The sequence below is a fragment of the Streptomyces physcomitrii genome (genome assembly GCF_012273655.1).
In the GTDB taxonomy this organism is placed as follows: Bacteria; Actinomycetota; Actinomycetes; order Streptomycetales; family Streptomycetaceae; genus Streptomyces; species Streptomyces physcomitrii.
In genome coordinates this window covers 84,969-108,493 of record NZ_JAAWWP010000006.1, presented here as the reverse complement: position 1 = coordinate 108,493, position 23,525 = coordinate 84,969, and the positions used below count along the sequence as shown (strand labels likewise).

Below are 23,525 nucleotides of genomic sequence, written 5' to 3'. Positions count from 1 at the left end.
GTGATGACCGACCCTTCCCACCCGGTGACCGGCCGCCGGGCACTGCTGCGCGGCGCGACCGCCACGGTGGCCGCACTCGGCCTCGGCGCACTGGGCACCGGAACCGCCCAGGCACGGACGCCGGGACTCGACTCCCGCCGCAGGACCGCCCGTTCGGGCGCCGCGGCCGAACTCCTGTGGGCCGCGGACTTCTCGGCCGCGGACTCCAATGCCGCGGGCTTCGGCAATGTGCAGCGCCAGTACGAGGACGGCGACATCGAGAACAGCCGGGATCCCGTACCGGTGGTGGACGCGCCCTACGGCATGGGCCGGGCGGGCGAACTGCACCTGGTCGAGGGGCAGATGAGACTGGAGGCCGCGCCGCAGGAGGGCAGCGACCTCGCGGACGGGACCCGCCGGTTCTTCCGCTTCGACTTCGCCCTGGGCCCGGACTATCCGCTCGACCAGGACAACTCCTTCTGCCTGCTGAACCAGATCCACCACGCGGGCAACGACGGTTCGCCGCCGCTGGAGTTCGACGTGTACAGCAACCAGCTGGCGATCCGCGGCGGCTGGAACTCGCCCTCGGGGCGCACCTACGAGGAGCACGTCTGCGAGGTGGCCAAGGAGCGGCGCTACTCGGTCGTCTACGGGCTGACCCTCGGCTCCGGGGAGGCCGACTCGGTCATCGACGTCTGGGTCGACGGCGAGCAGCTGATCGCGGACTACCACCCGGCCTGCGGACTCACCTACGGCCAGGGCCCCGCGTACTGGAAGGGGATGACCATGTACTGCGACCCCTCCCTGTCGCCGCTGACGGTCTACGAGAACAACATCGCGACCGGCACGACGTACGCCTCGGTGGCCGAGTTGTAGCGGCTGCGGGCGGGAACTGCCGTCTGTCGCAGGGGACTTCACCCTGAGTCGGCGGCCAACTCGCGGGCGCGGCGGAGCAGGTCGGTGAGCATGGGCGCGGTGAGGGTGCCGGTGGCCATGTTGCGGCGGCTCGGGTGGTAGCAGCCGAGCAGGTGCAGCGGCGGGAGTCCGGCGCCGCCGGTGAGCAGGGTGTGCGCCCCGTGGCCGAAGACGGGCTGCGGGCGCGGCAGCTGCCGGCCGGCCGCGCGCAGCACCGGGAGCAGGGCGCGCCAGCCGAAGCCGCCGAGGCAGACGATCACTCTCAACCGGGGTGCCAGCAGGCCGAGTTCGGCGGTGAGCCAGGGCCGGCAGGTGTCGCGTTCGGCGGTGGTGGGGGCGTTCTCCGGCGGGGCGCAGTGCACCGGTGCGGTGATCCGGGTGTCCAGGAGCCGCAGTCCGTCGTCCGCCGCGCGGGAGGTGGGGCCGCTGGCGAGCCCCACCTCGTACAGGGCGCGGATCAGTACGTCTCCGGAGGGGTCGCCGGTGAACATCCGGCCGGTACGGTTGCCGCCGTGCGCCGAGGGGGCGAGCCCGACCAGGGCGATCGAGGCGTCGGGCGGCCCGAGCCCCGGCACCGGGCGGGCCCAGTACCGCTCCGCGCGGTGGGCCGGTGGTGCCTGGCGGGCGGCCTGTTCCCGCCAGGCGACGAGGCGGGGGCAGGCGCGGCAGCCGGCCACGGCGGTGTCGAGTGCGGTCAGGGTGGCGCAGCCGGGGGCGGCGCGCCCCGGGTAGGCCGCGTCCCCGGGGCCGGGTGGCGCCGGGACCGGTGCGTCGTTCATCTCCACGACGGTAGTCCGCCCCCGGCATCCGCACGACGCGGTCCGCCTCCCGCGCGGGCGCCGGAAGCCCGGGCCGGAGCCGCGGTGCGGTGCCGCGGGGCCCGCCCGGCGGTCCGCTCTCAGCCCATCGCGCGGTCCAGGTTCACGGCGGCGCTGATCAGTGCCAGATGGGTGAACGCCTGGGGGAAATTGCCGAGTTGCTCCCCGGTGACGCCGATCTGCTCGGCGTACTGCCCGAGGTGGTTGGCGTAGGTGAACATCTTCTCCAGGGCGAGCCGGGCCTCCTCGACGCGCCCGGTGCGGGTGAGGGCCTCCACCCACCAGAAGGAGCAGATGGAGAAGGTGCCCTCGGTGCCGTCGAGGCCGTCCGCGGACTCGGAGGCGTCGTAGCGGAAGACCAGGGAGTCGGCGACGAGTCCCGCGCCGATCGCGTCGAGGGTGGACAGGAAGCGGGGGTCCTTCGGGGAGAGGAACTTGACCATCGGCATCACCAGGAGGGATGCGTCCAGGATGCCGGGCGGCGGGCTGCCCTCCCCGCCGAGCCGCTGCACGAAGCTGCCCAGCTCCTCGTGCCAGCCCTCCGCCATCACCTGCCGGTAGAGCAGGTCGCGGACCGCCGTCCAGCGCGGCAGGTCGGCGGGGAGCCCGCGCTGGTGGGCCATCCGGATCATCCGCTCGACGGCGACCCAGCACATCACCCGCGAGTAGGTGTGCCGCCGGCGGCCCGCCCGGGTCTCCCAGATCGACTCGTCGGCGCCGTCCCAGTTGTCCAGGAGCCAGTCGAGCGCCGCGCACAGATCGGACCAGGTCTCCCAGGAGATGCCCTTGCCGTACTTGTTGAACAGGTAGATGGAGTCGACGAGTTCACCGTAGATGTCCAGCTGGAGCTGGCCGGCCGCGCGGTTGCCGACGCGTACCGGGGCGGAGCCGCGGTAGCCCTCCAGATGGGTCAGCTCCTCCTCGGGCAGATCGGCGTGGCCGTCGATGGAGTAGAGGACGCGCAGCGGGCCCGGTTCCCCGTCGCCGCCGCGCCGCAGGCAGCGCACCAGCCACTCCACGAAGGCCTCCGCCTCCTCGGTGAAGCCGAGCCGCAGCAGCGCGTAGAGGGAGAAGGCGGCGTCGCGGATCCATACGTAGCGGTAGTCCCAGTTGCGGCCGCCGCCGATCTCCTCGGGCAGGCCGAGGGTGGGCGCGGCGATGACCGCGCCGGTGGGCTCATGGGTGAGCAGCTTCAGTGTGAGGGCCGAGCGGTGCACCATCTCCCGCCAGCGGCCGGTGTAGCGGGACTGGCCGAGCCAGTCGCGCCAGAAGGCGACGGTAGCCCGGAAGAGTTCCTCGGCCCGCTCCGGCCGCAGTGGCTCGCGCGGGCAGTCCGCGCCGGGCTCGCAGGTCTCCAGGACGAAGAGCGCGCTCTCCCCCGCCCGCAGGGAGAACTCGGCCACGGCATCCGCCCCGTCCCCCTCCCGCGCGGTCAGCGGCACACTGCCGCGGACCCGGACGGTCAGCGCCCCGGAGCTGAACTCGGCGGTGTAGCCGTGCAGTTCGCGTACGTGGCGGTCGCGGCCGTAGTTCAGCCGGGGGGCGATCAGCGAGCGCATCGTCATGGTGCCGCGCACCGCGCTCACCCGGCGCACCAGGCGCTGGCGGTGCCCGGGGTCGTGGCGGCGCAGGACCGGCATGAAGTCCTGCACCTCGACGATGCCGTCCTCGGTGAGCATCCGGGTGATCAGGATGTTGGTGTCGGGGAAGTAGAACTGCTGCCGGGAGGCGACCCCGCAGACCGGGTCCATCCGCCAGCAGCCGCCCCGGTCCGCGTCGAGCAGCGAGCCGAAGACGCTCGGGGAGTCGAAGCGGGGCGCGCAGAACCAGTCGATACGGCCGTCGGCGGCGACCAGGGCGGCGGTGCGCAGATCGCCGATGAGCCCGTGCTCGGCGATCGGCACATAGGCCGCGTGGGCGTCCTCCCCAGCACCGGTCCGCGCCGTGCTCATGCCGCCCCCTTGTGTGGGCGGTGCCCGGCGGTGGGCTGCGGCAGGCGGTCCGCGTCCGGCAGGCGGTCGGGGGCGGTCGTGTCTCGTACGCGCTCCATGGCGGTCATGCTCTGCCGGGTCCGCGCGGCACGGAACCCGCCTCGCCGAGGGCGGCCCGCGCGCTCCCCCGTCCGCCCGGAGCGGGGCGTATGTTGCCCCTCATGAGTCCTTCCACAGCGAGCAACACCCGGGTCGACCTGAACGGTCTGCTGGACTTCGTACGGCCGCGGCACCGGGCCCTGCTGATCACCCGCCGCGCCGACGGTTCCCCGCAGGCCTCGCCGCTGACCGCGGGCGTGGACGACGCCGGGCGCGTGGTGATGTCGACCTATCCCGAGCGGGCCAAGACCCGCAACGCCCGCCGCGACTCCGCGGTCAGCGTGGTCGTCCTCTCCGACGACTGGAACGGCCCCTGGGTGCAGATCGACGGCGAGGCGGAGGTCCTCGACGCGCCCGATTCGGTGGAGCCGCTCGTCGAGTACTTCCGCAACATCTCCGGTGAGCACCCGGACTGGGACGAGTACCGGGCCGCCATGCTCAGGCAGGGCAAGTCCCTCATCCGGGTCACCCCGCGCCGCTGGGGCCCGCTGGCGACCGGCGGCTTCCCGGCCCGGCTCGTCGAGTAGGGCGCGGATACCGCGGACGCACGGGCCGCGCATGCTCCGGGCGGAAACGGATACGTTCCGAAGATGCGCCGTCATGATCTCCTCGTCCTCGGGGCGGGCACCGGCAACGCCCTCCTCGACGACCGGTTCGCCTCGCTGGATGTCGCCCTGGTCTCCGAGGGCCCCTTCGGCGGCACCTGTCTGAACGCGGGCTGCATCCCGAGCAAGATGCTCGCGGCCACGGCGGATGTCGCCGAGGCCGTCCGGGACTCCGCCCGGCACGATGTGGACGCCCGGCTGGACGGGGTGCGCTGGCGAGCGGTCCAGGAGCGCGTCTTCGGCCGCCTCGACGCGGACTCCCGGGAGGGTGAACAGGGGCGCCGGGACTCCGAGTTCGTCACCGTGCACCGGGGCCGGGCCCGCTTCACCGGCGAGCGCCGCGTGCGCGTGGACACCGAGGACGGGCCCCTCGACCTGGCGGCGGACCGGATCGTGATCGCGGCGGGCGGGCGGCCCGTGGTCCCGCCGGTGGTCGCGGACTCCGGACTGCCGTACGAGACCTCCGACACCGTGATGCGGCTGGCGGCGCCGCCCCGCCGTCTGGTGGTGCTCGGCGGCGGGTACATCGCCGCCGAGCTGGCGCAGGTGTTCCATGCCATGGGGAGCAGGATCACCGTGGTCGAGCAGCGGGACCGGCTCCTGGAGCAGCAGGACGAGTCGATCGCCGAGGCCTTCACCGAGGCGGTGCGCGGGAAGTGGGACCTGCGGCTCGGCCGGGAGCTGACCGGGGTGGCGGGCTCCCCGGGCGCGCTGCGGCTGACCCTGGACGACGGCGCGGAGCTGACCGCGGACACCCTGCTGGTCGCGGTGGGCCGCCGCCCCAACAGCGACCGGCTCGCTCTCGAGAAGGCCGCCGTCGAGGTCCGCGAGGACGGGCGGATCGAGGTCGACGACCGGCTGCGCACCAGTGCCGAGGGCGTCTGGGCGCTGGGCGACATCGCGACCCCCGTACCGCTCAAGCACGTGGCCAACCGCGAGGCCGAGATCGTCGCGCACAATCTCCTGCACCCCGACGACCCGCGCACCATGAGCTACCACGCGGTGCCCTCCGCGGTGTTCACCCGCCCGCAGATCGCCCAGGTCGGACTGACCGAGCAGGAGGCCAGGTCGCAGGGGCTCGACTACGCCGTGGGCATGCGCCGCTACGAGGATGTGGCCTACGGCTGGGCGCTCGAGGACACCACGGGCTTCTGCAAGGTGCTCGCCGACCGCGCGGACGGACGCCTGCTCGGCGCCCACCTCTTCGGGCCCCAGGCGGCCACCCTCGTCCAGCCGCTGGTGGTGGCGATGACGGCGGGCATGACGGCCCGCGCCCTCGCCGAGCAGCCGCTGTGGATCCACCCGGCGCTGACCGAGGTCGTGGAGAACGCGCTGCGGGAACTCGGGTAGCCGGGGCGGACTCCGGCGACGGCGGCCGGGGCCGGGGCGAGATCGGCAGGGGCGGGCAACCCGGGCCGCCGTCGCGACTCGGCCAATTCCGTGATCCGGGGCCGGGCACCTTCCCCGCGTGGGAACATCCCCTCCCCCAAGATTTACCCAGAGTGATTCCCCATGGATAGGTGCCCCATACAGGCACAGCCCGGCAACTCCCCACCCCCGCCCGGGGAATGAGAGATTCCGCCGATCCACCACAGGCCAGGAGGCACATTCGGGCCAGTCTCCCGCACGGGCCCGAAGCACCCTTTCCGGGCCGCGGAGTGGAGCATTACCGTGACGGAAGGTTAGGTGCCTGAGGCACCTTTCCGGCTGTTTCCCCACTCCACGAGGAGGCCTCCCCATGGCCGTGCCCGCACCGCAGACCCTCACGGAAGTGCCGGCGCCGCGCCGCAGCGGCTGCCCCTTCGACCCGGCGCCCGCCTACGAACAGGCCCGCAGAGCGGAGCCGGTGAGCCGGATACGGCTGTGGGACGGGACCTGGTGCTGGCTCGTCACCCGGCACCAGGACGTCCGTACCGTCCTGCGCGACCAGCGTTTCAGCGCCGACTCCAGCCGACCGGGCTTCCCCTTCCTGAGCCCCGGCCGCCGGGTCCTCGGCACCGGGCGGACCAGCTTCATCCGCCAGGACGACCCCGAGCACGCCCGGCTGCGCCGGATGCTCACCGCCGACTTCATGGTCCGGCGCACCGAGGAGCTGCGCCCGCGGATCCAGGAACTCGCCGACGCGCTCCTCGACACCATGACCGCGCACGGGCGCCGGGAGGCCGATCTCGTACCGGAGTTCGCCCTGCCGCTCCCCTCGGTGGTCATCTGCCTGCTGCTCGGTGTGCCCTACGCGGACCACGGCTTCTTCCAGCGCCTCAGCAGCGTCATGCTGCGCACCGCGTCGAGCCCGGCCGAGATCAGCGCGGCACAGGACGAACTCCAGGCCTATCTGGCCGACTTGGCCGGCCGCAGGCGCGGGCAGCCCGACGAGGGCATCCTCAGCAGGCTGGCCGCCGAGGGCGAGCTGGACGACGAGGAGATCGCCTCCGTCGGCCGGCTGCTGCTCATCGCCGGGCACGAGACCACCGCCAATATGACCGCCCTGTCGGTGCTCGCCCTGCTGCGCCACCCGGACCAGCTGGCACGGCTGCGCGCGGGCGGTCCGCAGGAGCACAAGGCCGCGGTCGAGGAGCTGCTGCGCTATCTGACCATCGTGCAGGACGGGGTGGTGCGGCTGGCCACCGAGGACGTCAGCCTCGGCGGCACCGCGATCGCCGCGGGCGAGGGCGTGCTGTGCATGCTCAGCAGCGCCAACCGGGACGAGGCCGCCTTCCCCGGTGAGGCGGGCCTCGACCTCGGCAGGGACGCCAGGCGGCACCTCGCCTTCGGCTTCGGCGTGCACCAGTGCCTCGGCCAGGCGCTGGCCCGGGTCGAACTCCAGGTGGCGCTCGGCACCCTGCTCTCGCGGCTGCCGGAACTGCGCCTGGCGGTGCCCTTCGAGGAGATCCGCTTCCGCGGGGACATGCTCGTCTACGGGGTGCACGCCCTGCCGGTGACCTGGTGAGCGCGGGAGTGCGTACGACGTCGGAGACGGCCCGGGAGGCGCGGATGCGGGTGGCGGTGGACCGGGAGAAGTGCTGCGGCGCGGGGCTGTGCGTGCTGACCGCGGGCGGGGTGTTCGACCAGGGGGAGGAGGACGGACTGGTCGTCCTGCTGGTGGCCGAACCCCCGGCGGCCGAGGCCGAGGACGTACGCGAGGCGGCTCAGGGCTGCCCTTGCGGGGCGATCACGGTGGAGGAGACGGCGGGGCAGTGACGGTGCCCCAGGACGGGGCAGGGACGGGGTGCGCCTCGCGGCGGGCCAGTGACGGGGGCGCCTCGGGACGGGGCGGCTCCGGCTGCGTCCCGAGGCGCGCCCCCGGCCGCCGGGCTCAGCTCTCCCGGTCCGCCTGCGCCTCGGCCGCCACGGCCGCGTCCAGGTGGCGCCGCTCCCCGGCGGCCCTGATCCGGTCGTGCACGGTGGCCTCGGTGACGTCGAGGAAGACCTGGTCGGCGAGCGGCCACCGGCGGGTGACCTCCTGTTTGATACGGACGAGCACCTCCTCGACCTCCTCGCTGTCCAGCCCGCCGACCAGGTCGACGCGGGCGGCGACCAGGGTGGAGCGGGTCCCCATCCGCATCGTCAGGAGAGTGGTGACCGCGTCGATCTCCGGCTCGCCGTCCAGGAAGCCGCGGATGTCCCGGCGCAGCGCGGGGTCGACCGCCTCGCCGATGAGCTGGCCGCGGGACTCCTTGGCCAACTGGTAGGCCACGTAGACGAGGAGGACGCCGATGAGCAGGGAGGCGCAGGCCTCGTAGACGACCTGGTGGGTGACCATGTGCAGCGCCATGCCGACCAGGGCGAAGACCACGCCCAGGCAGGCGGTGGAGTCCTCGGCGAGCACGGTCCGCAGCGCCGGGTCGTCACCGGCCCGCAGCTGACGGAGCATGCCGCGCCCCGCGGCCTTCGCCGCGTCCCGGACCTGGAGCAGCGCCCGGACCAGGGAGGCGCCCTCGGCGAGCAGCGCGACGCCGAGGACGGCGAGGCCGACCAGGTAGCCGGTGTGGCTCTCGGAACCCTCCGAGCGGAAGGCCTCGATGCCCTGGAAGAAGGAGAAGCAGCCGCCCATCACGAAGATGCCGACCGCGGCGAGCAGCGACCAGAAGTAGCGCTCCTTGCCGTAGCCGAAGGGGTGCCGGCTGTCCGGCTTCCGGCGGCTGCGCTTGAGGGAGGCGAGCAGGAAGACCTCGTTGAGGCTGTCGGCCACCGAGTGCGCGGCCTCGGAGAGCAGCGCGGGCGAGGCCGCGAAGAGCCCGCCCACCACCTTGGCGACGGCGATGACGAGATTGGCGGCGAGGGCGACCAGGACCGTCACCGCGGTGCGCTGGTCCTCCGCCGAGGGCTCCTCCTCTCCCGGGTGCTCCTCCTCCGGTGCCTCCGGATACCTCTCCTCCGGCTCCGTCGGCACCCCGGCCTCGGTCGTGTTCTTCGGTGCTCCGGCCTCGGGCAAGTCCGGCCTCCTTCCTCGGGTCCACCACCGGGTACCCAGGGACCTCTGCGCTACGCACGCGGCCGGCCCTCGACCGGGGGTACGCGGAACACCCCCGCCTCCCCTGCTCGGGGAGCCGCCCTCCGCAACAGATGAACCCGTACGGACCGGCCCCCTGGCCCTGTCTTCACTCCCTGAACACCGCGCGCCCGCGCCCTCACCTCCGCGCTCCCGGGCGGAACCGGCGCCGAACTGCCCCTGGCCGCCCGCACCTTGGGGAATCACCAGGCCGGGCGGCCCCGGGTGCGGTGCGCACCGGGTGGGCGGGCCCCGCACGGGGAGCGGCCCCGGGTGCCGGGCTTTTCAAAGGTTTGAGGCACAGGTCCAGACCAAAGTATTGACACGTACATGGTCGACTCCTTCAATCGGTGTCCTGTCCGCACGGCTGACGGCATCCGCCTCCGCCCCCCACCGGAACGGCCAGGCAGAAAGGGACGACATGACGACCCGGATCCCCCGCACCGCACTCGCCACGGCGGCCGCCGTGGCGGCACTCGCCGGACTGGCGCAGGCACCCGCCGCCGGTGCCGCGCCCGCCACCCCGCAGGCCGATGCGGCGGCCGCCCCCGCGATGGCGGTCGCCCCCTACCTCTACAACGGCTGGGGCAGCCCGCCCGACCCGAAGACGGTGATGGACGCCACCGGGGTCAAGTGGTTCACCCTCGCCTTCGTCCTCAGCAACGGCACCTGCGACCCGCAGTGGGACGGCAGCCGCCCGCTGAGCGGCGGCGTGGACGAGGGGACCGTCGAGTCCGTACGGGCCGCGGGCGGGGATGTGATCCCCTCCTTCGGCGGCTGGAGCGGCAACAAGCTGGAGAGCTCCTGCTCCAGCGCGCAGGAGCTGGCCGGCGCCTACCAGAAGGTCATCGACGCCTACGGGCTGAAGGCGATCGACATCGACATCGAGGCCGAGGCCTACGACAGCCCCGAGGTGCAGCAGCGCACCGTGGACGCCCTGAAGGCGGTGAAGGAGGCCAACCCCGGCCTGAAGGTGTTCATGACCTTCGGCACCGGCCAGGACGGCCCGGACACCAGCCTGATCAACCGCGCGGCGGAGGCCGGGCTGACCGTGGACAGCTGGACCATCATGCCGTTCAACTTCGACGGCAACGGCCAGAACATGGGCGAGCTGAGCGTACGCGCCGCCGAGGGGCTGAAGACCGCGGTCAAGGACGCCTACGGCTACTCCGACGACGAGGCCTACCGCAGCACCGGCATCTCCTCGATGAACGGGGTCACCGACGTCGGCGAGACCATCACCCCGGACGACTTCCGCACCCTCCTCGGCTACGCCCAGGAGCACAACCTGGCCCGGCTGACCTTCTGGTCCGTCAACCGCGACCGGCCCTGCGAGGGCGGCGGCGCCGACAGCTGCTCCGAAGTCCCGCAGGAGCCCTGGGAGTTCACCAAGGTCCTGGCCGGATACGAGGGCCCGGCCCAGGAGTCGGCGCGGTGAGCGGACCGCTCGGCGCGCGGGCCCCCGGTCAGCACGGGGTCCTGCGCACCGAGCGGCCCGGCAGCGCCTGGGTGCGGCGGCCCTCGGCGAGGGTGAACTCGCCGTCCACCAGGACGTAGGGGATGCCGACGGGGGTGCGCCGCGGCTCCTCGAAGCTCGAACCGGCGGCCACCGTACGGGGATCGAAGAGGACGAGGTCGGCGCGGTAGCCCTCGCGGACCAGGCCGCGGTCCGGCAGCCGCAGCCGGGCCGCGGGGCGTCCGGTGAGGTGGGCGACACACTCCTCCAGGGTGAGGACGCCCAACTCCCTCGCGTAGTGGCCGAGATAGCGGGGGAAGGTGCCGTACGCCCTGGGGTGCGGTTTGCCGCCCTGGAGGATGCCGTCGGAGCCGCCGGTGTGCGCGGGGTGCCGCATGAGGGCGCGCACGTTCTCCTCGTGGCCGACGTGCTGCAGGACGGTGGGCCCGAGTCCGTCGGCGAGCAGCAGGCGGCGGGCGGTGGCCCAGGGGCTCGTCCCGTCGAGGGCGGCGGAGGCGGCGACCGTACGGCCGACGTACGGGCGCAGGGCCGGGTCGCGGACGCCGGAGATCTCGATGGTCTCCCACTCCACGGGCACCCCGTGGCAGCCGTCGGCGCCGCGGACCTCCAGGTCGTGGCGGATGCGCGCGGCGCACTCCTCGTCCGCCAGGCGCCGCAGCGTCTCGCGGGGGCCGCCCTCGCCCGCCCAACTCGGCAGCAGGGCGGCGAGCGTGGTGCTGCCGGGGGTGTAGGGATAGGTGTCCAGGCTGATGTCGGCGCCCGCGGCGAGGGCCTCGTCGAGGAGGGCGAGCAGTTCGGGCGCCCGGCCCTTGTTGACGCCGAAGTTCATGGTGGCGTGCGCCAGATGGAGCGGGCAGCCGGCGGCGCGGGCCACCGCGAGCATCTCCCGGTAGGCCTCCAGGGCGCCGGCCCCGTAACTGCGGTGGTGGGGGCAGTAGTAGCCGCCGTAGGAGGCCACCACCCGGCAGAGTTCGGTGAGTTCGGCGTCGTCGGCGTACATGCCGGGGGTGTAGGTGAGCCCGGAGGACATGCCGACCGCGCCCTCGGCCAGTCCCTCGGCGAGGAGTTGGCGCATCCGCCGCCGTTCGGCGGGGGTGGCCGGGCGGTCCTCCCAGCCGACCACGAGCGCCCGCAGGGTGCCCTGCGGGACGAGATAGGCGGCGTTGACGGCGATGCCGCGGTCCAGCCGGTCCAGGTACTCCCCCACCGAGCGCCAGTCGAGGTCGAGGTCCGAGCCGTCGCCGTTCCAGCCGGTGATGGCGCTGCGTACCTCGGCCAGGGTGCGCTCGTCGACGGGTGCGTAGGAGAGCCCGTCCTGGCCGAGGACTTCGAGGGTCACGCCCTGGGCGGCCTTGGCGCTGTGGTCGGGGTCGCGCAGCAGGGCGAGGTCGCTGTGCGCGTGCATGTCGATGAAGCCGGGCGCGAGCACGAGTCCCTCGGCGTCGAGGACCCGGGCGGCGCCGGGCCGCCGCCGCCCGGGGGCGCCGGTGGTCTCCGGGGTGATCGCGAGGATCCGGCCGCCGCCGAGGAGGACATCGGCGCGGCGGGCGGGGGCGCCGGTGCCGTCCACCACCTCGGCGCCGCGGATGACGAGCTCTCGGGCTGCGGGCATCCCCGCTCCTTTCCTCGGTAGGGGTTCTCTCGGTACGGGTCCTCGGTACGGGTCCTCGGTGCGGGCGGGCTCAGAAGAAGGTGCGGACGTAGTCCACGACCGTGCCGTCCGCCCGGGCGACCGGGATCAGCTGCCATTTGTCGAAGACGGTGCACGGGTGGGAGAGCGCGAGGCCGACCCAGTCGCCCACCTCCAGATCGGCGTCCGGGGCGGTGCGCAGCCAGGCGTGCTGGTCCGAGAGGGCGGTCAACTCGACGCCGGTGGGCGGGTGTTCGGCGCCGCCGCGGCGGATCGTGGCGACCGTCGGCAGGCTCAGATCGTAGGCGGCGTCCCGCTTGCCGGCGTTGAGGAAGGCCTGCTCGGGCGAGGGCCGGGAGACCACCTGGGCCCAGAGCCGGAAGGCGGCCTGGAGCGCGCCCTCCTCGGGGACCCGGTTGAAGGGGGTGACCTCGCGGTAGTGCCCCTCGTCGTGGGAGACATAGGCGCCGGAGCGCAGCAGCTTGAGCACCGGCGCGCAGAGCGCGGGCAGCTCCTCGAAGACCTCGGCCACCGCGTCGAACCAGGCGCTTCCGCCCGCGCTCACCACGACCTCGTCCAGCCCCGCGAAGCGTCCCGCCGCGTCGAACTCGGCGGCGAGCGCGGTCAGTCGACGCAGCCAGGCCCGTACGGAATCGGGCCGCGCGTCCGGCACCTCGCCCTCGTACCCGGCGACCCCGACCAGCCGCAGCGCGGGCTCGGCGGCCACCGCGTCCGCCACCAGGCCGCACTCGCGCGCGCCGCGGGCACCGGTGCGCGCGCCCTGGCCCGCGGCGAGTTCGACCACCACATCCAGGGGGCGGGCGGGGGTGCCGAGGGCCGCGGCCATCTGCCGGACCCCGGCCACCGAGTCGGCGTAGCAGATCAGGCGGAAGTCCGGGTCGGCGGCCAGCTCGGCGGCGATCCAGCGCAGGGCGGCGGAGTCCACGAGTTCGTTGGCCAGGAAGATCCGCGGCACGCCGAAGGCGCGGGCGACGCGCACCTGGTGCGGGGTGGCCAGGGTGATCCCCCACGCACCGTGGGCGAGTTGGCGGTGGAAGAGCGCCGGGGCCATGGAGGTCTTGCCGTGCGGGGCGAAGGCGAGTCCGTGCCGGGCGGCGTAGGTCTCCATGAGGGCGAGGTTGTGCTCCAGGCGCTCGGCGGAGAGCGCGAGCACGGGGGTGGTGAAGCCGCCGGTGAACAGGTCCCGGCGCTCGGCGGCCAGCTCGCTCACGCGCAGCCCCTCGGCGTCCGGCGGGAGCCCTTTGAAGCGGTGGTCGACGCGTTCCCCGGCCAGCCGGGCGAGGGCCTCGGCGCCCTTCTCCTCCGCCATGAAACCTCCCTGATCTGCCACGTTGCATCATGTGCAATGCTCATTGCGGATGCTGGTCACCGCTGTCTAGCATCTCGGCCAACACCGGGTCAACGGACCGCCCACCAGCCCGGCAGCCCCCTCGGTCAGGAGCCCCACCGCGTGTCCACCACTCAGCCCGCCGGTCGCGAAGACGCCGGAGAAGCCGCGGCCCAGGCGGGTGCCGCGGAGTCCGGCGTCGATGTCGTCACGCTCGGGGAGTCCATGGTCACCTTCCTGCCGTCCCGGCCGGGGCGGCTCGCGGACGTGCCCTCCTTCGACCGGGCCATCGGCGGCGCCGAGTCCAATGTGGCCTGTGTGCTCGCCGCCGCCGGGCACGCGGCGCGCTGGGTGAGCCGGGTCGGCGCCGACGGCTTCGGCGACCATCTCGTCGAGGCGATCGCCGCCTACGGGGTGGACACCTCCCGGGTGCGGCGCGATCCGCTGCGGCCGACCGGCGTCTACTTCCGTACCGCCGGGGAACGGGGCGGCGCGGGGCACGAGGTGGCGTACTACCGGGCCGGTTCGGCGGCCTCCGCGATGGCCGCGGACACGGTGGACACGGCGGCGCTCACCGCCGGGCGGATCCTGCATCTGACGGGCATCACCGCCGCGCTCTCCGCCTCCTGCCGGGCGCTGCTCGGCGAACTGACCGCGCCCCGGCCCGGGCGGCCGCTGATCTCCTTCGACGTCAACCACCGCCCCGGCCTGTGGCGCGGCACCGGGGAAGCCCGTGTGCTGCGCGAACTGGCGGGCGGCGCCGACCTGGTGTTCGTGGGCGAGGACGAGGCCGAGGAGGTGTGGGGGGTGCGCGGCGGCCCCGGCGCGGTGCGCGCGGCGCTGCCGGAGCCCCCGGTGCTCGTGGTCAAGCAGGGCGCCCGCGGCGCCACCGTCTTCGCCCGCCCGCCCGGCCAGGAACCCCCGTACGAGAAGGCCGACACGGTGCTCTTCGTGCCCGCGCCGGGTGTCGAGGTGGTCGCCACCACCGGTGCCGGGGACGCCTTCGCCGCCGGTTTCCTCTCCGCGAGCCTGCGCGGGCTCGGCCTGCGCGAGCGGCTGCGGCACGGCCAGTTGTGCGCCGCGGCCGCCCTCACCGTCCCCGGCGACCTCGCGCCCCCGCCGGCCCGCGGGCACGCCGACCGGCTGGCCGCCCTGGACGAGGCCGAGTGGGGCAGACTGCGCCTCGGCCCCGGCTGGACACGCACCGCGGCCGGGAAGGAGGAGGCCACCCCATGAGCCAGACCCTCGACCGCGGGCTCCAGGTGCTTCCGCTGCTCGCCCAGGGGCCCACCGGTCTCGGCGAGGTCGCCGAACACCTCGGCGTCCACAAGTCGACCGCCCTGCGCCTGCTGCGCACCCTGCACGAACACGGCCTCGTCTACCGCCAGTCCGACCAGCGCTACCGGCTCGGCGCCCGCCTCTTCGCACTCGCCCAGGAGGCGATGGAGAGCCTGGACGTCCGCGAGATCGCCCACCCCCATCTGGTGCGCCTCAACGAGGCCTGCGGGCACACCGTGCACCTCGCGGTCCACGAGGAGGGCGAGGTCCTCTACATCGACAAGGTCGACAGCCGCTATCCGGTACGGATGTACTCCCGGATCGGCAAGCCGGTCGCGCTCACCGTCGCCGCCGTGGCGAAGGTGCTCCTCTCCGACCTTCCCGAGGCCGAGCGCCGCACCCTCGCGGAGGGCCTCGACTACCCCCTGTACACGCCCCGTTCGACACCGCACGCCGCCGCCTTCCTCAAGGAGCTGGCGGCCGTACGCGAACAGGGCTGGGCCACCGACCTCGGCGGCCACGAGGAGTCCATCAACTGCGTGGCGGCCCCGATCCGCGGCGCGGACGGCCGGACCGTCGCCGCCATGTCGGTCTCCACCCCCCATGTCGTCGTCCCGCGCGACGAACTCCTCGCCCTGCTCCCCCTGGTGCGCCGTACCGCGGACGCCATCAGCGGGGAGTTCTCCGGCAGACCCCCGACCAAGGACACCCCTTGAGCAAGGACACCCCCATGACCAAGAAGACCGCCTTCACGCCCGCCACCCACACCACCCCGCCGGCCGCCTTCTCGCACGGGGTGCGCAAGGGCAACATCCTCCAGGTCGCCGGGCAGGTCGGCTTCCTGCCCGCCCAGGAGGGACAGCCGCCCACGCCCGCGGGCCCGGACCTGCGCACCCAGACCCTGCAGACCCTCACCAACGTCAAGGCCGTCCTCCAGGAGGGCGGCGCGAGCTGGGACGACGTGGTGATGATCCGCGTCTACCTCACCGACACCGGCCACTTCGCCGAGATGAACGACCTCTACAACGGCTACTTCGCGGAGCAGGGCCTCACCGAGCCGCCCGCCGCGCGCACCACCGTCTACGTCGGCCTGCCCGCGGGCCTGCTGGTCGAGGTCGACGCCCTCGCCGTACTCGGCTGAGCCAGGCTCCGCCACCCGCACCCCGTACGCCGCCCGGCACGGTGTCCCCTCCCCCGGGGCGCCGTGCCGTGATCCGCCCTGCCCGAAAGCTCCATGCCGTCGCGAAGAGGACCCCCTGATGCCGCATCCGCTCGCCGCCGCCCCCGCCGAGGCACCACCGCACACCGGAGGGCTGCTGCTCCTCCTCGACGGCACCGCGGGGCTGCTCACCGTCGCCGCCCTCGGTATCGCCCTGCTGCTCTTCCTCATCATGAAGGTGCGCCTGCAGCCCTTCGTGGCCCTGCTCGCGGTGTCCATAGCCGTCGGTCTCGCGGCCGGTCTGTCGGTGACCGAACTCTTCGGCACCGTCCAGCGGTCGGAGGCCGTCTCCACCATCGAGTCCGGGATGGGCGGCATCCTCGGCCATGTCGCCATCATCATCGGACTCGGCACCATGCTCGGCGCGATCCTCGAAGTCAGCGGCGGCGCCGAGGTGCTGGCCTCCCGCCTGATGGCCGTCTTCGGCGAGAAGCGCGCCCCGCTCGCCATGGGCCTGACCGGTCTGGTCTTCGGCATCCCGGTCTTCTTCGACGTCGGCATCTTCGTCCTCGCCCCGCTCGTCTACGCGGCGGCCAAGCGCTCCGGCAAGTCCGTGCTCCTGTACTGCCTGCCGCTGCTCGCGGGCCTGTCCATGACGCACGCCTTCCTGCCCCCGCACCCCGGCCCGGTCGCCGCGGCCGGACTGCTCGGCGTGGACCTCGGCTGGGTCCTCCTGATGGGCATCGTCTGCGGCATCCCCGCCGTGCTCGCCGCCTGGGTCTTCTCCGCCTGGATCGGCCGCCGCATCTTCGTCGCCGTACCGCAGGACATGGTCGAGGCCGCCGAGGAGGCCCGGCAGGCGGTCCGCGCCGAGCGGCGCGCGGACGGTGAGGTGCCGCCCGAGCAGCCGGTCGCCCTCGGCACGGTCCTCGCCATCATCGGCACCCCGCTGGTACTGATCCTGGCGGCCACCTTCTCCTCGGTCGTCCTGGACCCCTCCACCCTCCGCTCGGTGATCGAGTTCTTCGGCAACCCCTTCGTGGCGCTGAGCCTCGCCCTGCTGCTCGCGTACTACCTGCTCGGGCTGCGGCGGGGCTGGTCCCGGTCCTCCCTGGAGGCGGTCTCCACCGCCTCGCTCAAGCCGGTCGGCAACATCCTGCTGGTGGTCGGCGCGGGCGGGGTCTTCGGTGCCGTGCTCAAGGCGAGCGGCGTCGCCCAGGCCCTCTCGGACACCTTCAACGGCCTGGGGCTGCCGGTGATCGTGCTGTCCTATCTGATCTCGCTGGTGCTGCGGGTCGCCCAGGGTTCGGCGACGGTCGCGATCGTGACCACCGCCGGGATCGTGGCGCCGCTGCTCTCCGAGGGCTCGTACTCCCAGGCCTTCCTGGCGCTGGTCATCATGGCCGTCTCCGCCGGTTCCATCTTCGCCTCGCACGTCAACGACGGCGGCTTCTGGATGGTCTCCAAATACTTCGGCATCAGCGAGCGCGACACCCTGCGGACCTGGACCGTACTGGAGTCGGTCCTCTCGGTGGCGGGATTCGCGGTGGCGGCGGTGCTCAGCCTCTTCGTCTGAGGCACTCCGGCGAGGCACTCCTCCGCAGCTCCCGCGGTACGCACCCAAGTCCCCGTGGGGGAACGGCACTTCACTTCCCCGGACGTCCGGCCGGGGGCCATACTCCGACCGGACAGGGGAGGCAGCCATGAGGTGGTTCGGGCGGCGGAAGTCCGCGCGCGGCGAGAAGGCCGGGGTCGGAGCGGCCGGACCCGGCGGGGTCTTCCTGCTCGTGCTCGCGGTCGGCGACGAGCAGAGCGAGCGCACCGTCTCCGCGGAGGTCGTCGCGCGGCTGGTCGGCGCCACCAAGGGCCCCGCGCTCGCCGCCCTCGACCGGTACTTCGGCGGCGACGCCTGGTGCCCGCAGATCAAGACGCACACCAGCCGTCAGGGCCCCTGCGCCTACTTCGCCGTGACCGTCGCCGTCCAGCGGGGGGAGACCCAGGCGAGCATGTCGGCGCGGATCCGTGCCGAGTTCACCAGCCGGTGGGATCAGGAGGCGGGGCGGCTGCTCTAGGCCCTGTCGTCCAGAGGGTGGCGAGGAGATGCCGTCGGCGGTCGTCGGTGGCTTGCTCAGGCACCCTGGCAGTGGCCGGATCTCGCGCAAAGCTGTCCCTGTCCGCACTTCCAGGACAAGATCCCTGTTCCGAGAATGGGCACTCGGCTTCGCCCGGGTCCAGTCACCCGGGCGAGGAATTCGTGAACCGGTAGGGGGAGTCATGGCACTGGAGATGCGCGACCGCTGCGAAAGATGCGAAGCGGCGCTGCCTCAGCTCTCGTCGGCCCGCATCTGCTCGTACGAGTGCACGTTCTGTGTGTCCTGCGGCGACGCCATGCAGGACACCTGTCCCAACTGCGGTGGTGAACTGGTCGCCCGCCCTCGCCGTGCGGCGGCCCCGGCCGCCGGATAGGGGTTCGGCCGCGCGGCCCGGTGCCGGGGCGATGGGTGGTCCGCCCGGGGTGCCCACCAGGTGCGGCCGCGGTCCCCGGAAGCCGCACGAGCGGCCGGTGCGGGAGGCGTACCGGGCCATCCGGCCAGGTGGATCCCTGCGCGCCCCCCAACAGGCAGCCGGGCCGCGCCATTTCGTCGACGGGCCGCGCCCCGTCGGAACGTTCCGCGCGGCGATCCGGGGGTAGCGTCCTCGGCATGGACTTTCGTACCACCGTTGAGCGCGCTCAACGCCTCAAGCAGCTGCACGCCGACCACCGGCCCCTCGTCCTGCCGACCGTCTGGGACGCCTGGTCCGCGCGGACGGCGGCCAAGGCAGGGTTCCCCGCACTGACGGTCGGCAGCCATCCGCTGGCCGACTCCCGCGGCGCCGCGGACCAGGAGGGGCAGACCTTCGAGGAGGTGATCGCCGCCGTCAGGCCGATCGTCGCGGCGGTCGACGTCCCCGTGTCCGTGGACCTGGAGTCCGGGTACGGGCAGACGCCCGCGGATCTCGTCGCCGGGCTCACCGAGGCTGGCGGGGTCGGCCTCAACATCGAGGACACCGTCCACTCCGAGGGCGGACGCCTGCGCAGCACCAAGGAGCACGCGGACTATGTCGCCGGTGTCCGGGCGGCGGCCGACGACGCGGGGATCCCGGTCTGGGTCAACGGGCGCACCGACCTCTTCCTGCACGCCGCGGACGCCTCCGCCGTCCTCGACGAGGCGATCGAGCGCCTGCGGGCCCTGGAGCAGGCCGGCGCCGACAGCGTCTACCCGGTGAAGATCCAGGACGACGACGAGCTGCTCGCGGCGGTGACCGCCGCCGTCGGCGTGCCGGTCAACTCCACGGCCCATCCCGTCAAGCACGACCTGGAGCGCTTCCGCCGCCTCGGCGTCGGCCGGATCACGTACGGCCCGCTGCTGCAACTCGCGCTGACGGACGCGATGACGGACATGCTGGGGCCGTGGGCGCCCTGAGGCCTGTCTTCGAAGTCCCGATCAGGCCGGAGGCGGATCGGGACGGGCGTGCGGCGGCGGTGCTCAGGCCGCCGTACGCCGCGCCGCCGCCATGAACGCCCGCGCGCGCTCGGTGATCTCGGCCCACTCCCCCGCGGCGACCGCCGCGGCCGGGACCACCTCGGAGCCCGCGCACACCGCCCGGGCCCCCGCCGCGAGGAACTCGGCGGCGTTGTCCCCGCTGACCCCGCCGGAGGCGACCAGCGGGGTGCCCGGGTAGGGGCCGGCGAGGTCCTTGAAGTAGCGCGGGCCGAAGGCGTGGGCAGGGAAGATCTTCACCGCGTCGGCGCCGAGGTCCACGGCGCGGGCGACCTCGGTCGGGGTGAGCGCCCCCATGACGACCGGGACGCCCGCCTCCTCGGCCGCCTCCGCGACGGCGGGCCGGCAGCCGGGCGTGACCAGATAACCGGCCCCCGACTCGATCGCCTCGCGCGCCTGCACCTCGGTCAGCACCGTCCCGGCACCGACCCGGCTCCCGGCCTCCTTCGCCGCGCGCCGCAGATGACCGGTGATGCCGGGGGTGGTGAAGGTGAACTCCACCCACCGGATGCCGCCCTCGGCGAGCGCCGCGCACAGCCCCGCCGCGTCGGCGATCCGCGGTGCCCGGATCACCGCGATGACCCCGTCGGCGGTCAGCTCGGGAAGGAAGTCCTCTGTCATACGGCCGACGCCTTTCGCGAGGTGGACCGGGCCCGGCCGCGGGTCCCTCCCGGGGCGCACCAGGCGTGCGCGAGGGCCTCCCGCGCCTTCGGGAGTGCCGGGAAGACCCTGTGCGGCACCCTCTGGCCCCGGACGCTAATTGAGCTGCGCTGACGTAGTCAATCGCGCGGCGGCCGGTCCGCCCCGCGGGGTCCAGACTGGGGGCATGCGTGCGCATCGACTCCGCTTCCACGGCTGGATCGCGGGCCTCGGCACCGCCTCCGGCACCCGCCTGGTCCTCGGCCACTGGCCGCGCTCCCCGCTGGGTTCCTTCAGCGATGTGATGGCCGAACTCCCGGACGGGCACCGGGTGCTGCTCGCCCCCTCCGCGCGGATCGCGGAGTTCGTCTCGGCCACCTACCGGTTCGACGAGGTGCGTACGCAACCGGTGACCGTCCTGCGCACGGAGGCGGACTGGTCGGTGGACGCCGGACCGCTGCGGCTGCGCTTCACGCCCGGGGCGCGCACCGCGCTCGGCGCCCTGCTGCGGGCGGTGCCGCCCGCTCTCGCCGCGAACACCACCTGGACCGCGCTCTGCGATCTGCCCGCCCGGCTGCTCCTGCCAGGGGTGCGCACCCGCGGCAGCGCGGGGGGCGGTCGCCGCGAGTGGTACGCGGCGCGGGATGTGCACCGCATCACCGCGGCGCGGGCGAGCTGGGAGGACCGGGACCTCGGCCCGCTGCGTCCGGTGGTGCCGCCGGTCCGCTTCGGCTTCGGCTCCGCCCCGCCGCGGCCCGCGCTGACCCGGATCCTGACCACCGTCGAGGCGGCCGGGACGGCAGCGGTTCCGGACACGGATCCGGCCGAACCGGGGCGGATGTGACGCAAGAAGCACAGGGGCCGGGCGTGAGACAGGTTAGGCATGCCTTACCTTTGGAGGACGGGTTTGCTCACCAAAGGGAAGGTTGCTCCATGTCACGTGCGCTGAGAGTGGCGATCGTCGGGGCCGGTCCGGCCGGAATCTACGCTGCCGACGCGCTGCTCAAATCCCACGCGGCGGCCGAGCCCGGCGTCTCCATCGACCTCTTCGAGCGGATGCCGGCCCCCTTCGGCCTGATCCGCTACGGCGTCGCCCCGGACCACCCGCGGATCAAGGGCATCGTCACCGCCCTGCACAAGGTCCTGGACAAACCGCAGGTCCGGCTCTTCGGCAATGTGGACTACCCCCGGGACCTCTCCCTGGACGACCTGCACCGGTTCTACGACGCCGTGGTCTTCGCCACCGGCGCCGACGCCGACCGCCCGCTGGACATCCCCGGCGCCGAGCTGGACGGCTCCTTCGGCGCCGCCGACTTCGTCTCCTGGTACGACGGCCACCCCGACGTGCCGCGCGAGTGGCCGCTCGACGCGGAGAAGGTCGCTGTCCTCGGCGTGGGCAATGTCGCCCTGGACGTGGCCCGCGTCCTCGCCAAGACCGCCGAGGAACTGCTGCCCACCGAGATCCCGCCGAACGTGCACGGCGGCCTGGCGGCCAACCGGGCCCGCGAGGTGCACGTCTTCGGGCGGCGAGGGCCCGCGCAGGCCAAGTTCAGCCCGATGGAACTGCGGGAGCTGGACCACTCGCCCACCATCGAGGTGATCGTCGACCCCGAGGACATCGAGTACGACGAGGGCTCCGTCTCCGCCCGACGCGGCAACAAGCAGATCGACATGGTGGCCTCCACCCTGGAGAACTGGGCGATCCGCGATGTCGGCAACCGGCCGCACCGGCTCTACCTGCACTTCTTCGAGTCGCCGAGCGAGATCCTCGGCGCCGACGGCCGGGTCGTCGGACTGCGCACCGAGCGCACCGAACTGGACGGCGAGGGCGGCGTACGCGGCACCGGCGCCTTCCGCGACTGGGAGGTCCAGTCCGTCTACCGCGCGGTGGGCTACCTCTCCGAGGAGCTGCCCAAGCTGCCCTTCGACACGGTCTCCGGCACCGTGCCGCACGAGGCCGGCCGGGTGCTCGACGGGGACGGTGCCCCGCTGCCGTCCACCTATGTCACCGGCTGGATCAAGCGCGGCCCCGTCGGCCTCATCGGCCACACCAAGGGCGACGCCAACGAGACCGTCGCCTGCCTGCTCGACGACCACGCGGCGGGCCGGCTGACCACCCCCGGGGCCCCGGACGAGCAGGCGATCGAGACCTGTCTGCGCGAGCGCGGGGTGCGCTTCACCACCTGGCAGCACTGGTACCGGCTCGACGCCCATGAGCGCGCGCTGGGCGAACCGCAGGGCCGCGAGCGGGTCAAGGTCGTCAGCCGGGACGACATGCTGGACGCGAGCGGCGCCTGAGCGCACCGGAGCCGACCGTCCGCCGCCGTGGCCGCCGAGGCCGCCGAGGCCGCCGAGGCCGCCGAGGCCGCCGAGGGAGCGTGCCCGGCGGCGGACCGGCCCCGGCACCGCCTCAGTCCGCGGCGGGATCCACCAGTACGTAGTCCGCGGGCAGCGGGTCCCCGGCGAGGTGGTCGCGGAGCATCTCCTGGACGCCGTCCGCGATGCGCCGCTGCGCCTCGACCGTCATGCCGGAGCAGTGGATCGTCATGGCGTGCTGCGGCATCGTCCGCCAGGGGTGGTCCGGCGGGGCGGGCTGCGGATACCAGGTGTCCCCCGCGTAACCGGCGAGTCGGCCGCTCTCCAGCGCCGCCACCAGCGCGTCCCGGTCCACCACGGCGCCCCGGGCGGTGTTGACCAGCCAGGCGCCCGGCTTCATGGCGGCCAGCCGGTCCCGGTCGAAGAGAGCCCGGCTGCCGTCCGTCAGCGGCAGTGCCAGGCAGACGACATCGGACTCGGCCACCAGCCGGTCCAGCCGCGCGTACCGCACCCCGAGGACGCTCTCGTCCGCGGGTGACCTGCGGTGGTTGGCGTAGTAGAGCATCGTCACGTCGAAGGCCTTGAGCCGCAGCGCGGTACGTGCCCCGATGGCGCCGAGGCCGATGATGCCGACCGTCTTGCCCTCCAGGTCGTGGGCCTTCGCGGTGGCCTCGGCGACGTCCCAGCGGCCGTCGCGCACCTGCTGGTGGGCGGGGACGAAGCCGCGCACCAGCGCCAGGATCTGCAGGACGTTGTGCTCGGCGACGCTCACCACATTGGAGCCGGTCACCTCGGCCACGGTGATGCCGTGCTCACGCGCCACATCCCAGTCGATGTGGTCGGAGCCGATGCCCGCCGTGATGACGAGCCCGAGGTCCGGGGCGCCCTCGATCCGCTCGCGGCTGAGGTAGACCGGCCAGAAGGGTGTGGTGATCAGGACCTCCGCGGCGGCCAACTCCCGGTCGAGCCCCTCGCCCGTCTCCGTCGTGGTGACCAGCTCGTGCCCGTGCTTCTCCAGCAACGGCCTCAGTTCCAGGGCCCGTTCGGTGTCGGCGAGGACACCGCCGCGCTCGCCGGAGTCCGTGGCGGGATAGGAGACGTAGACGACCTTCATGGCGCTGCTCCAGACATGTGCGGGCGCGTGCGGGCCTTTGCGGCAGACGGGATGACGGGCGCGGCAGGGCGCGGCGCGGAGTGCCCGCTCGCCGGACGGACGCCCTGTCGCGTGGCGCCGGGGGCT

21 protein-coding genes and 1 pseudogene are annotated in these 23,525 nt (G+C 73.6%); 15 read left to right on the top strand and 7 right to left on the bottom strand.

Translation table 11 applies throughout. The features are described from left to right. Positions 1-3: 3 nt before the first annotated feature. On the top strand, positions 4-855 hold the full coding sequence (locus HFV08_RS12140; protein ID WP_168538725.1) for a heparin lyase I family protein: 852 nt from the start codon (positions 4-6) through the stop codon (positions 853-855). A 38-nt stretch (positions 856-893) separates the two neighbouring features. Here the strand turns inward: HFV08_RS12140 and HFV08_RS12135 are convergent, their stop codons facing one another. Continuing rightward, positions 894-1,673 (bottom strand): uracil-DNA glycosylase, encoded by a 780-nt coding sequence (locus HFV08_RS12135; protein ID WP_168538723.1) that lies wholly within the window; start codon positions 1,671-1,673, stop codon positions 894-896. A gap of 119 nt (positions 1,674-1,792) precedes the next feature. Next, the gene (locus HFV08_RS12130; protein ID WP_168538721.1) at positions 1,793-3,664 is read right to left on the bottom strand and encodes a glycoside hydrolase family 15 protein; all 1,872 of its coding nucleotides are present in this window, start codon (positions 3,662-3,664) and stop codon (positions 1,793-1,795) included. A gap of 200 nt (positions 3,665-3,864) precedes the next feature. Here HFV08_RS12130 and HFV08_RS12125 point away from each other — a divergent pair, with 200 nt between their 5' ends. The 4 genes from HFV08_RS12125 (at position 3,865) to HFV08_RS12110 (ending at position 7,605) form a co-directional block, all read left to right on the top strand. Next, a complete protein-coding gene (locus HFV08_RS12125; RefSeq protein WP_168538719.1) occupies positions 3,865-4,329 on the top strand; it encodes a PPOX class F420-dependent oxidoreductase in 465 nt (154 codons plus the stop codon). A 63-nt stretch (positions 4,330-4,392) separates the two neighbouring features. Then, the gene (locus HFV08_RS12120) at positions 4,393-5,757 is read left to right on the top strand and encodes a mycothione reductase (RefSeq protein WP_168538717.1); all 1,365 of its coding nucleotides are present in this window, start codon (positions 4,393-4,395) and stop codon (positions 5,755-5,757) included. 388 nt (positions 5,758-6,145) lie between these two features. After that, positions 6,146-7,354, top strand: a complete 1,209-nt coding sequence (locus tag HFV08_RS12115; protein WP_168538715.1) for a cytochrome P450 — start codon at positions 6,146-6,148, stop codon at positions 7,352-7,354. 8 nt (positions 7,355-7,362) lie between these two features. After that, entirely contained in the window at positions 7,363-7,605 is a 243-nt protein-coding gene (locus tag HFV08_RS12110; protein ID WP_376770606.1) for a ferredoxin, read from the top strand. Positions 7,606-7,720: 115 nt separating this feature from the next. Here the strand turns inward: HFV08_RS12110 and HFV08_RS12105 are convergent, their stop codons facing one another. Further along, on the bottom strand, positions 7,721-8,797 hold the full coding sequence (locus HFV08_RS12105; protein ID WP_376770619.1) for a cation diffusion facilitator family transporter: 1,077 nt from the start codon (positions 8,795-8,797) through the stop codon (positions 7,721-7,723). 643 nt (positions 8,798-9,440) lie between these two features. On the opposite strand from HFV08_RS12105, the pseudogene HFV08_RS12100 reads away from it, so the two are divergent. Beyond that, positions 9,441-10,334: pseudogene (locus HFV08_RS12100) on the top strand (chitinase); the annotation flags it as partial. Between the two features lie 28 nt (positions 10,335-10,362). On the opposite strand, the gene HFV08_RS12095 reads toward HFV08_RS12100, so the two are convergent. Together HFV08_RS12095 and HFV08_RS12090 are read right to left on the bottom strand one after the other, a co-directional pair. Further along, on the bottom strand, positions 10,363-11,985 hold the full coding sequence (locus HFV08_RS12095) for an N-acyl-D-amino-acid deacylase family protein (RefSeq protein ID WP_168538709.1): 1,623 nt from the start codon (positions 11,983-11,985) through the stop codon (positions 10,363-10,365). Between the two features lie 70 nt (positions 11,986-12,055). After that, positions 12,056-13,333, bottom strand: coding sequence for an alanine racemase (locus HFV08_RS12090; RefSeq protein WP_168538707.1), 1,278 nt, complete (start codon positions 13,331-13,333; stop codon positions 12,056-12,058). A gap of 243 nt (positions 13,334-13,576) precedes the next feature. Here HFV08_RS12090 and HFV08_RS12085 point away from each other — a divergent pair, with 243 nt between their 5' ends. The 7 genes from HFV08_RS12085 to HFV08_RS12055 all read left to right on the top strand — a co-directional run bounded on the left by HFV08_RS12085 (position 13,577) and on the right by HFV08_RS12055 (position 19,252). Next, positions 13,577-14,587: a sugar kinase gene (locus HFV08_RS12085; protein ID WP_246341699.1), complete on the top strand. Its 1,011-nt coding sequence runs from the start codon at positions 13,577-13,579 to the stop codon at positions 14,585-14,587. Next, positions 14,584-15,345, top strand: a complete 762-nt coding sequence (locus HFV08_RS12080) for an IclR family transcriptional regulator (protein ID WP_168538703.1) — start codon at positions 14,584-14,586, stop codon at positions 15,343-15,345. Before HFV08_RS12085 ends, HFV08_RS12080 begins: the two co-directional genes overlap by 4 nt. A gap of 14 nt (positions 15,346-15,359) precedes the next feature. Next, positions 15,360-15,770, top strand: a complete 411-nt coding sequence (locus tag HFV08_RS12075) for a RidA family protein (RefSeq protein ID WP_168538701.1) — start codon at positions 15,360-15,362, stop codon at positions 15,768-15,770. Positions 15,771-15,888: 118 nt separating this feature from the next. Beyond that, the gene (locus HFV08_RS12070) at positions 15,889-17,364 is read left to right on the top strand and encodes a GntP family permease (protein ID WP_168538699.1); all 1,476 of its coding nucleotides are present in this window, start codon (positions 15,889-15,891) and stop codon (positions 17,362-17,364) included. 127 nt (positions 17,365-17,491) lie between these two features. Next, positions 17,492-17,860 carry a hypothetical protein gene (locus HFV08_RS12065; RefSeq protein ID WP_168538697.1) on the top strand — a complete coding sequence of 123 codons (369 nt, stop codon included), beginning with the start codon at positions 17,492-17,494 and terminating at the stop codon, positions 17,858-17,860. 202 nt (positions 17,861-18,062) lie between these two features. Next, a complete protein-coding gene (locus tag HFV08_RS12060; RefSeq protein ID WP_168538695.1) occupies positions 18,063-18,254 on the top strand; it encodes a DUF1272 domain-containing protein in 192 nt (63 codons plus the stop codon). A gap of 236 nt (positions 18,255-18,490) precedes the next feature. Further along, positions 18,491-19,252, top strand: a complete 762-nt coding sequence (locus HFV08_RS12055; RefSeq protein WP_168538693.1) for an isocitrate lyase/PEP mutase family protein — start codon at positions 18,491-18,493, stop codon at positions 19,250-19,252. 63 nt (positions 19,253-19,315) lie between these two features. On the opposite strand, the gene HFV08_RS12050 is transcribed toward HFV08_RS12055, so the two are convergent. Next, positions 19,316-19,951 (bottom strand): bifunctional 4-hydroxy-2-oxoglutarate aldolase/2-dehydro-3-deoxy-phosphogluconate aldolase, encoded by a 636-nt coding sequence (locus HFV08_RS12050; protein ID WP_168538691.1) that lies wholly within the window; start codon positions 19,949-19,951, stop codon positions 19,316-19,318. A 205-nt stretch (positions 19,952-20,156) separates the two neighbouring features. Between HFV08_RS12050 and HFV08_RS12045 the strand changes: the two genes are divergently transcribed. Further along, the gene (locus HFV08_RS12045) at positions 20,157-20,813 is read left to right on the top strand and encodes a hypothetical protein (protein ID WP_168538689.1); all 657 of its coding nucleotides are present in this window, start codon (positions 20,157-20,159) and stop codon (positions 20,811-20,813) included. An 89-nt stretch (positions 20,814-20,902) separates the two neighbouring features. Then, positions 20,903-22,267, top strand: a complete 1,365-nt coding sequence (locus HFV08_RS12040) for an FAD-dependent oxidoreductase (RefSeq protein WP_168538687.1) — start codon at positions 20,903-20,905, stop codon at positions 22,265-22,267. Between the two features lie 112 nt (positions 22,268-22,379). Here HFV08_RS12040 and HFV08_RS12035 read toward each other — a convergent pair whose 3' ends face one another. After that, positions 22,380-23,399, bottom strand: a complete 1,020-nt coding sequence (locus HFV08_RS12035) for an NAD-dependent formate dehydrogenase (protein WP_168538685.1) — start codon at positions 23,397-23,399, stop codon at positions 22,380-22,382. Positions 23,400-23,525 lie beyond the last annotated feature (126 nt).

What these genes read in the sequence shown, in the direction of transcription:
- HFV08_RS12140 (WP_168538725.1), top strand. Translation starts at nt 4, where the DNA reads ATGACCGACCCTTCCCACCCGGTGACCGGCCGCCGGGCACTGCTGCGC.
- HFV08_RS12135 (WP_168538723.1), bottom strand. Translation starts at nt 1,673, where the DNA reads ATGAACGACGCACCGGTCCCGGCGCCACCCGGCCCCGGGGACGCGGCC.
- HFV08_RS12130 (WP_168538721.1), bottom strand. Translation starts at nt 3,664, where the DNA reads ATGAGCACGGCGCGGACCGGTGCTGGGGAGGACGCCCACGCGGCCTAT.
- HFV08_RS12125 (WP_168538719.1), top strand. Translation starts at nt 3,865, where the DNA reads ATGAGTCCTTCCACAGCGAGCAACACCCGGGTCGACCTGAACGGTCTG.
- HFV08_RS12120 (WP_168538717.1), top strand. Translation starts at nt 4,393, where the DNA reads ATGCGCCGTCATGATCTCCTCGTCCTCGGGGCGGGCACCGGCAACGCC.
- HFV08_RS12115 (WP_168538715.1), top strand. Translation starts at nt 6,146, where the DNA reads ATGGCCGTGCCCGCACCGCAGACCCTCACGGAAGTGCCGGCGCCGCGC.
- HFV08_RS12095 (WP_168538709.1), bottom strand. Translation starts at nt 11,985, where the DNA reads ATGCCCGCAGCCCGAGAGCTCGTCATCCGCGGCGCCGAGGTGGTGGAC.
- HFV08_RS12090 (WP_168538707.1), bottom strand. Translation starts at nt 13,333, where the DNA reads ATGGCGGAGGAGAAGGGCGCCGAGGCCCTCGCCCGGCTGGCCGGGGAA.
- HFV08_RS12085 (WP_246341699.1), top strand. Translation starts at nt 13,577, where the DNA reads ATGGTCACCTTCCTGCCGTCCCGGCCGGGGCGGCTCGCGGACGTGCCC.
- HFV08_RS12080 (WP_168538703.1), top strand. Translation starts at nt 14,584, where the DNA reads ATGAGCCAGACCCTCGACCGCGGGCTCCAGGTGCTTCCGCTGCTCGCC.
- HFV08_RS12075 (WP_168538701.1), top strand. Translation starts at nt 15,360, where the DNA reads ATGACCAAGAAGACCGCCTTCACGCCCGCCACCCACACCACCCCGCCG.
- HFV08_RS12070 (WP_168538699.1), top strand. Translation starts at nt 15,889, where the DNA reads ATGCCGCATCCGCTCGCCGCCGCCCCCGCCGAGGCACCACCGCACACC.
- HFV08_RS12065 (WP_168538697.1), top strand. Translation starts at nt 17,492, where the DNA reads ATGAGGTGGTTCGGGCGGCGGAAGTCCGCGCGCGGCGAGAAGGCCGGG.
- HFV08_RS12060 (WP_168538695.1), top strand. Translation starts at nt 18,063, where the DNA reads ATGGCACTGGAGATGCGCGACCGCTGCGAAAGATGCGAAGCGGCGCTG.
- HFV08_RS12055 (WP_168538693.1), top strand. Translation starts at nt 18,491, where the DNA reads ATGGACTTTCGTACCACCGTTGAGCGCGCTCAACGCCTCAAGCAGCTG.
- HFV08_RS12050 (WP_168538691.1), bottom strand. Translation starts at nt 19,951, where the DNA reads ATGACAGAGGACTTCCTTCCCGAGCTGACCGCCGACGGGGTCATCGCG.
- HFV08_RS12045 (WP_168538689.1), top strand. Translation starts at nt 20,157, where the DNA reads ATGCGTGCGCATCGACTCCGCTTCCACGGCTGGATCGCGGGCCTCGGC.
- HFV08_RS12040 (WP_168538687.1), top strand. Translation starts at nt 20,903, where the DNA reads ATGTCACGTGCGCTGAGAGTGGCGATCGTCGGGGCCGGTCCGGCCGGA.
- HFV08_RS12035 (WP_168538685.1), bottom strand. Translation starts at nt 23,399, where the DNA reads ATGAAGGTCGTCTACGTCTCCTATCCCGCCACGGACTCCGGCGAGCGC.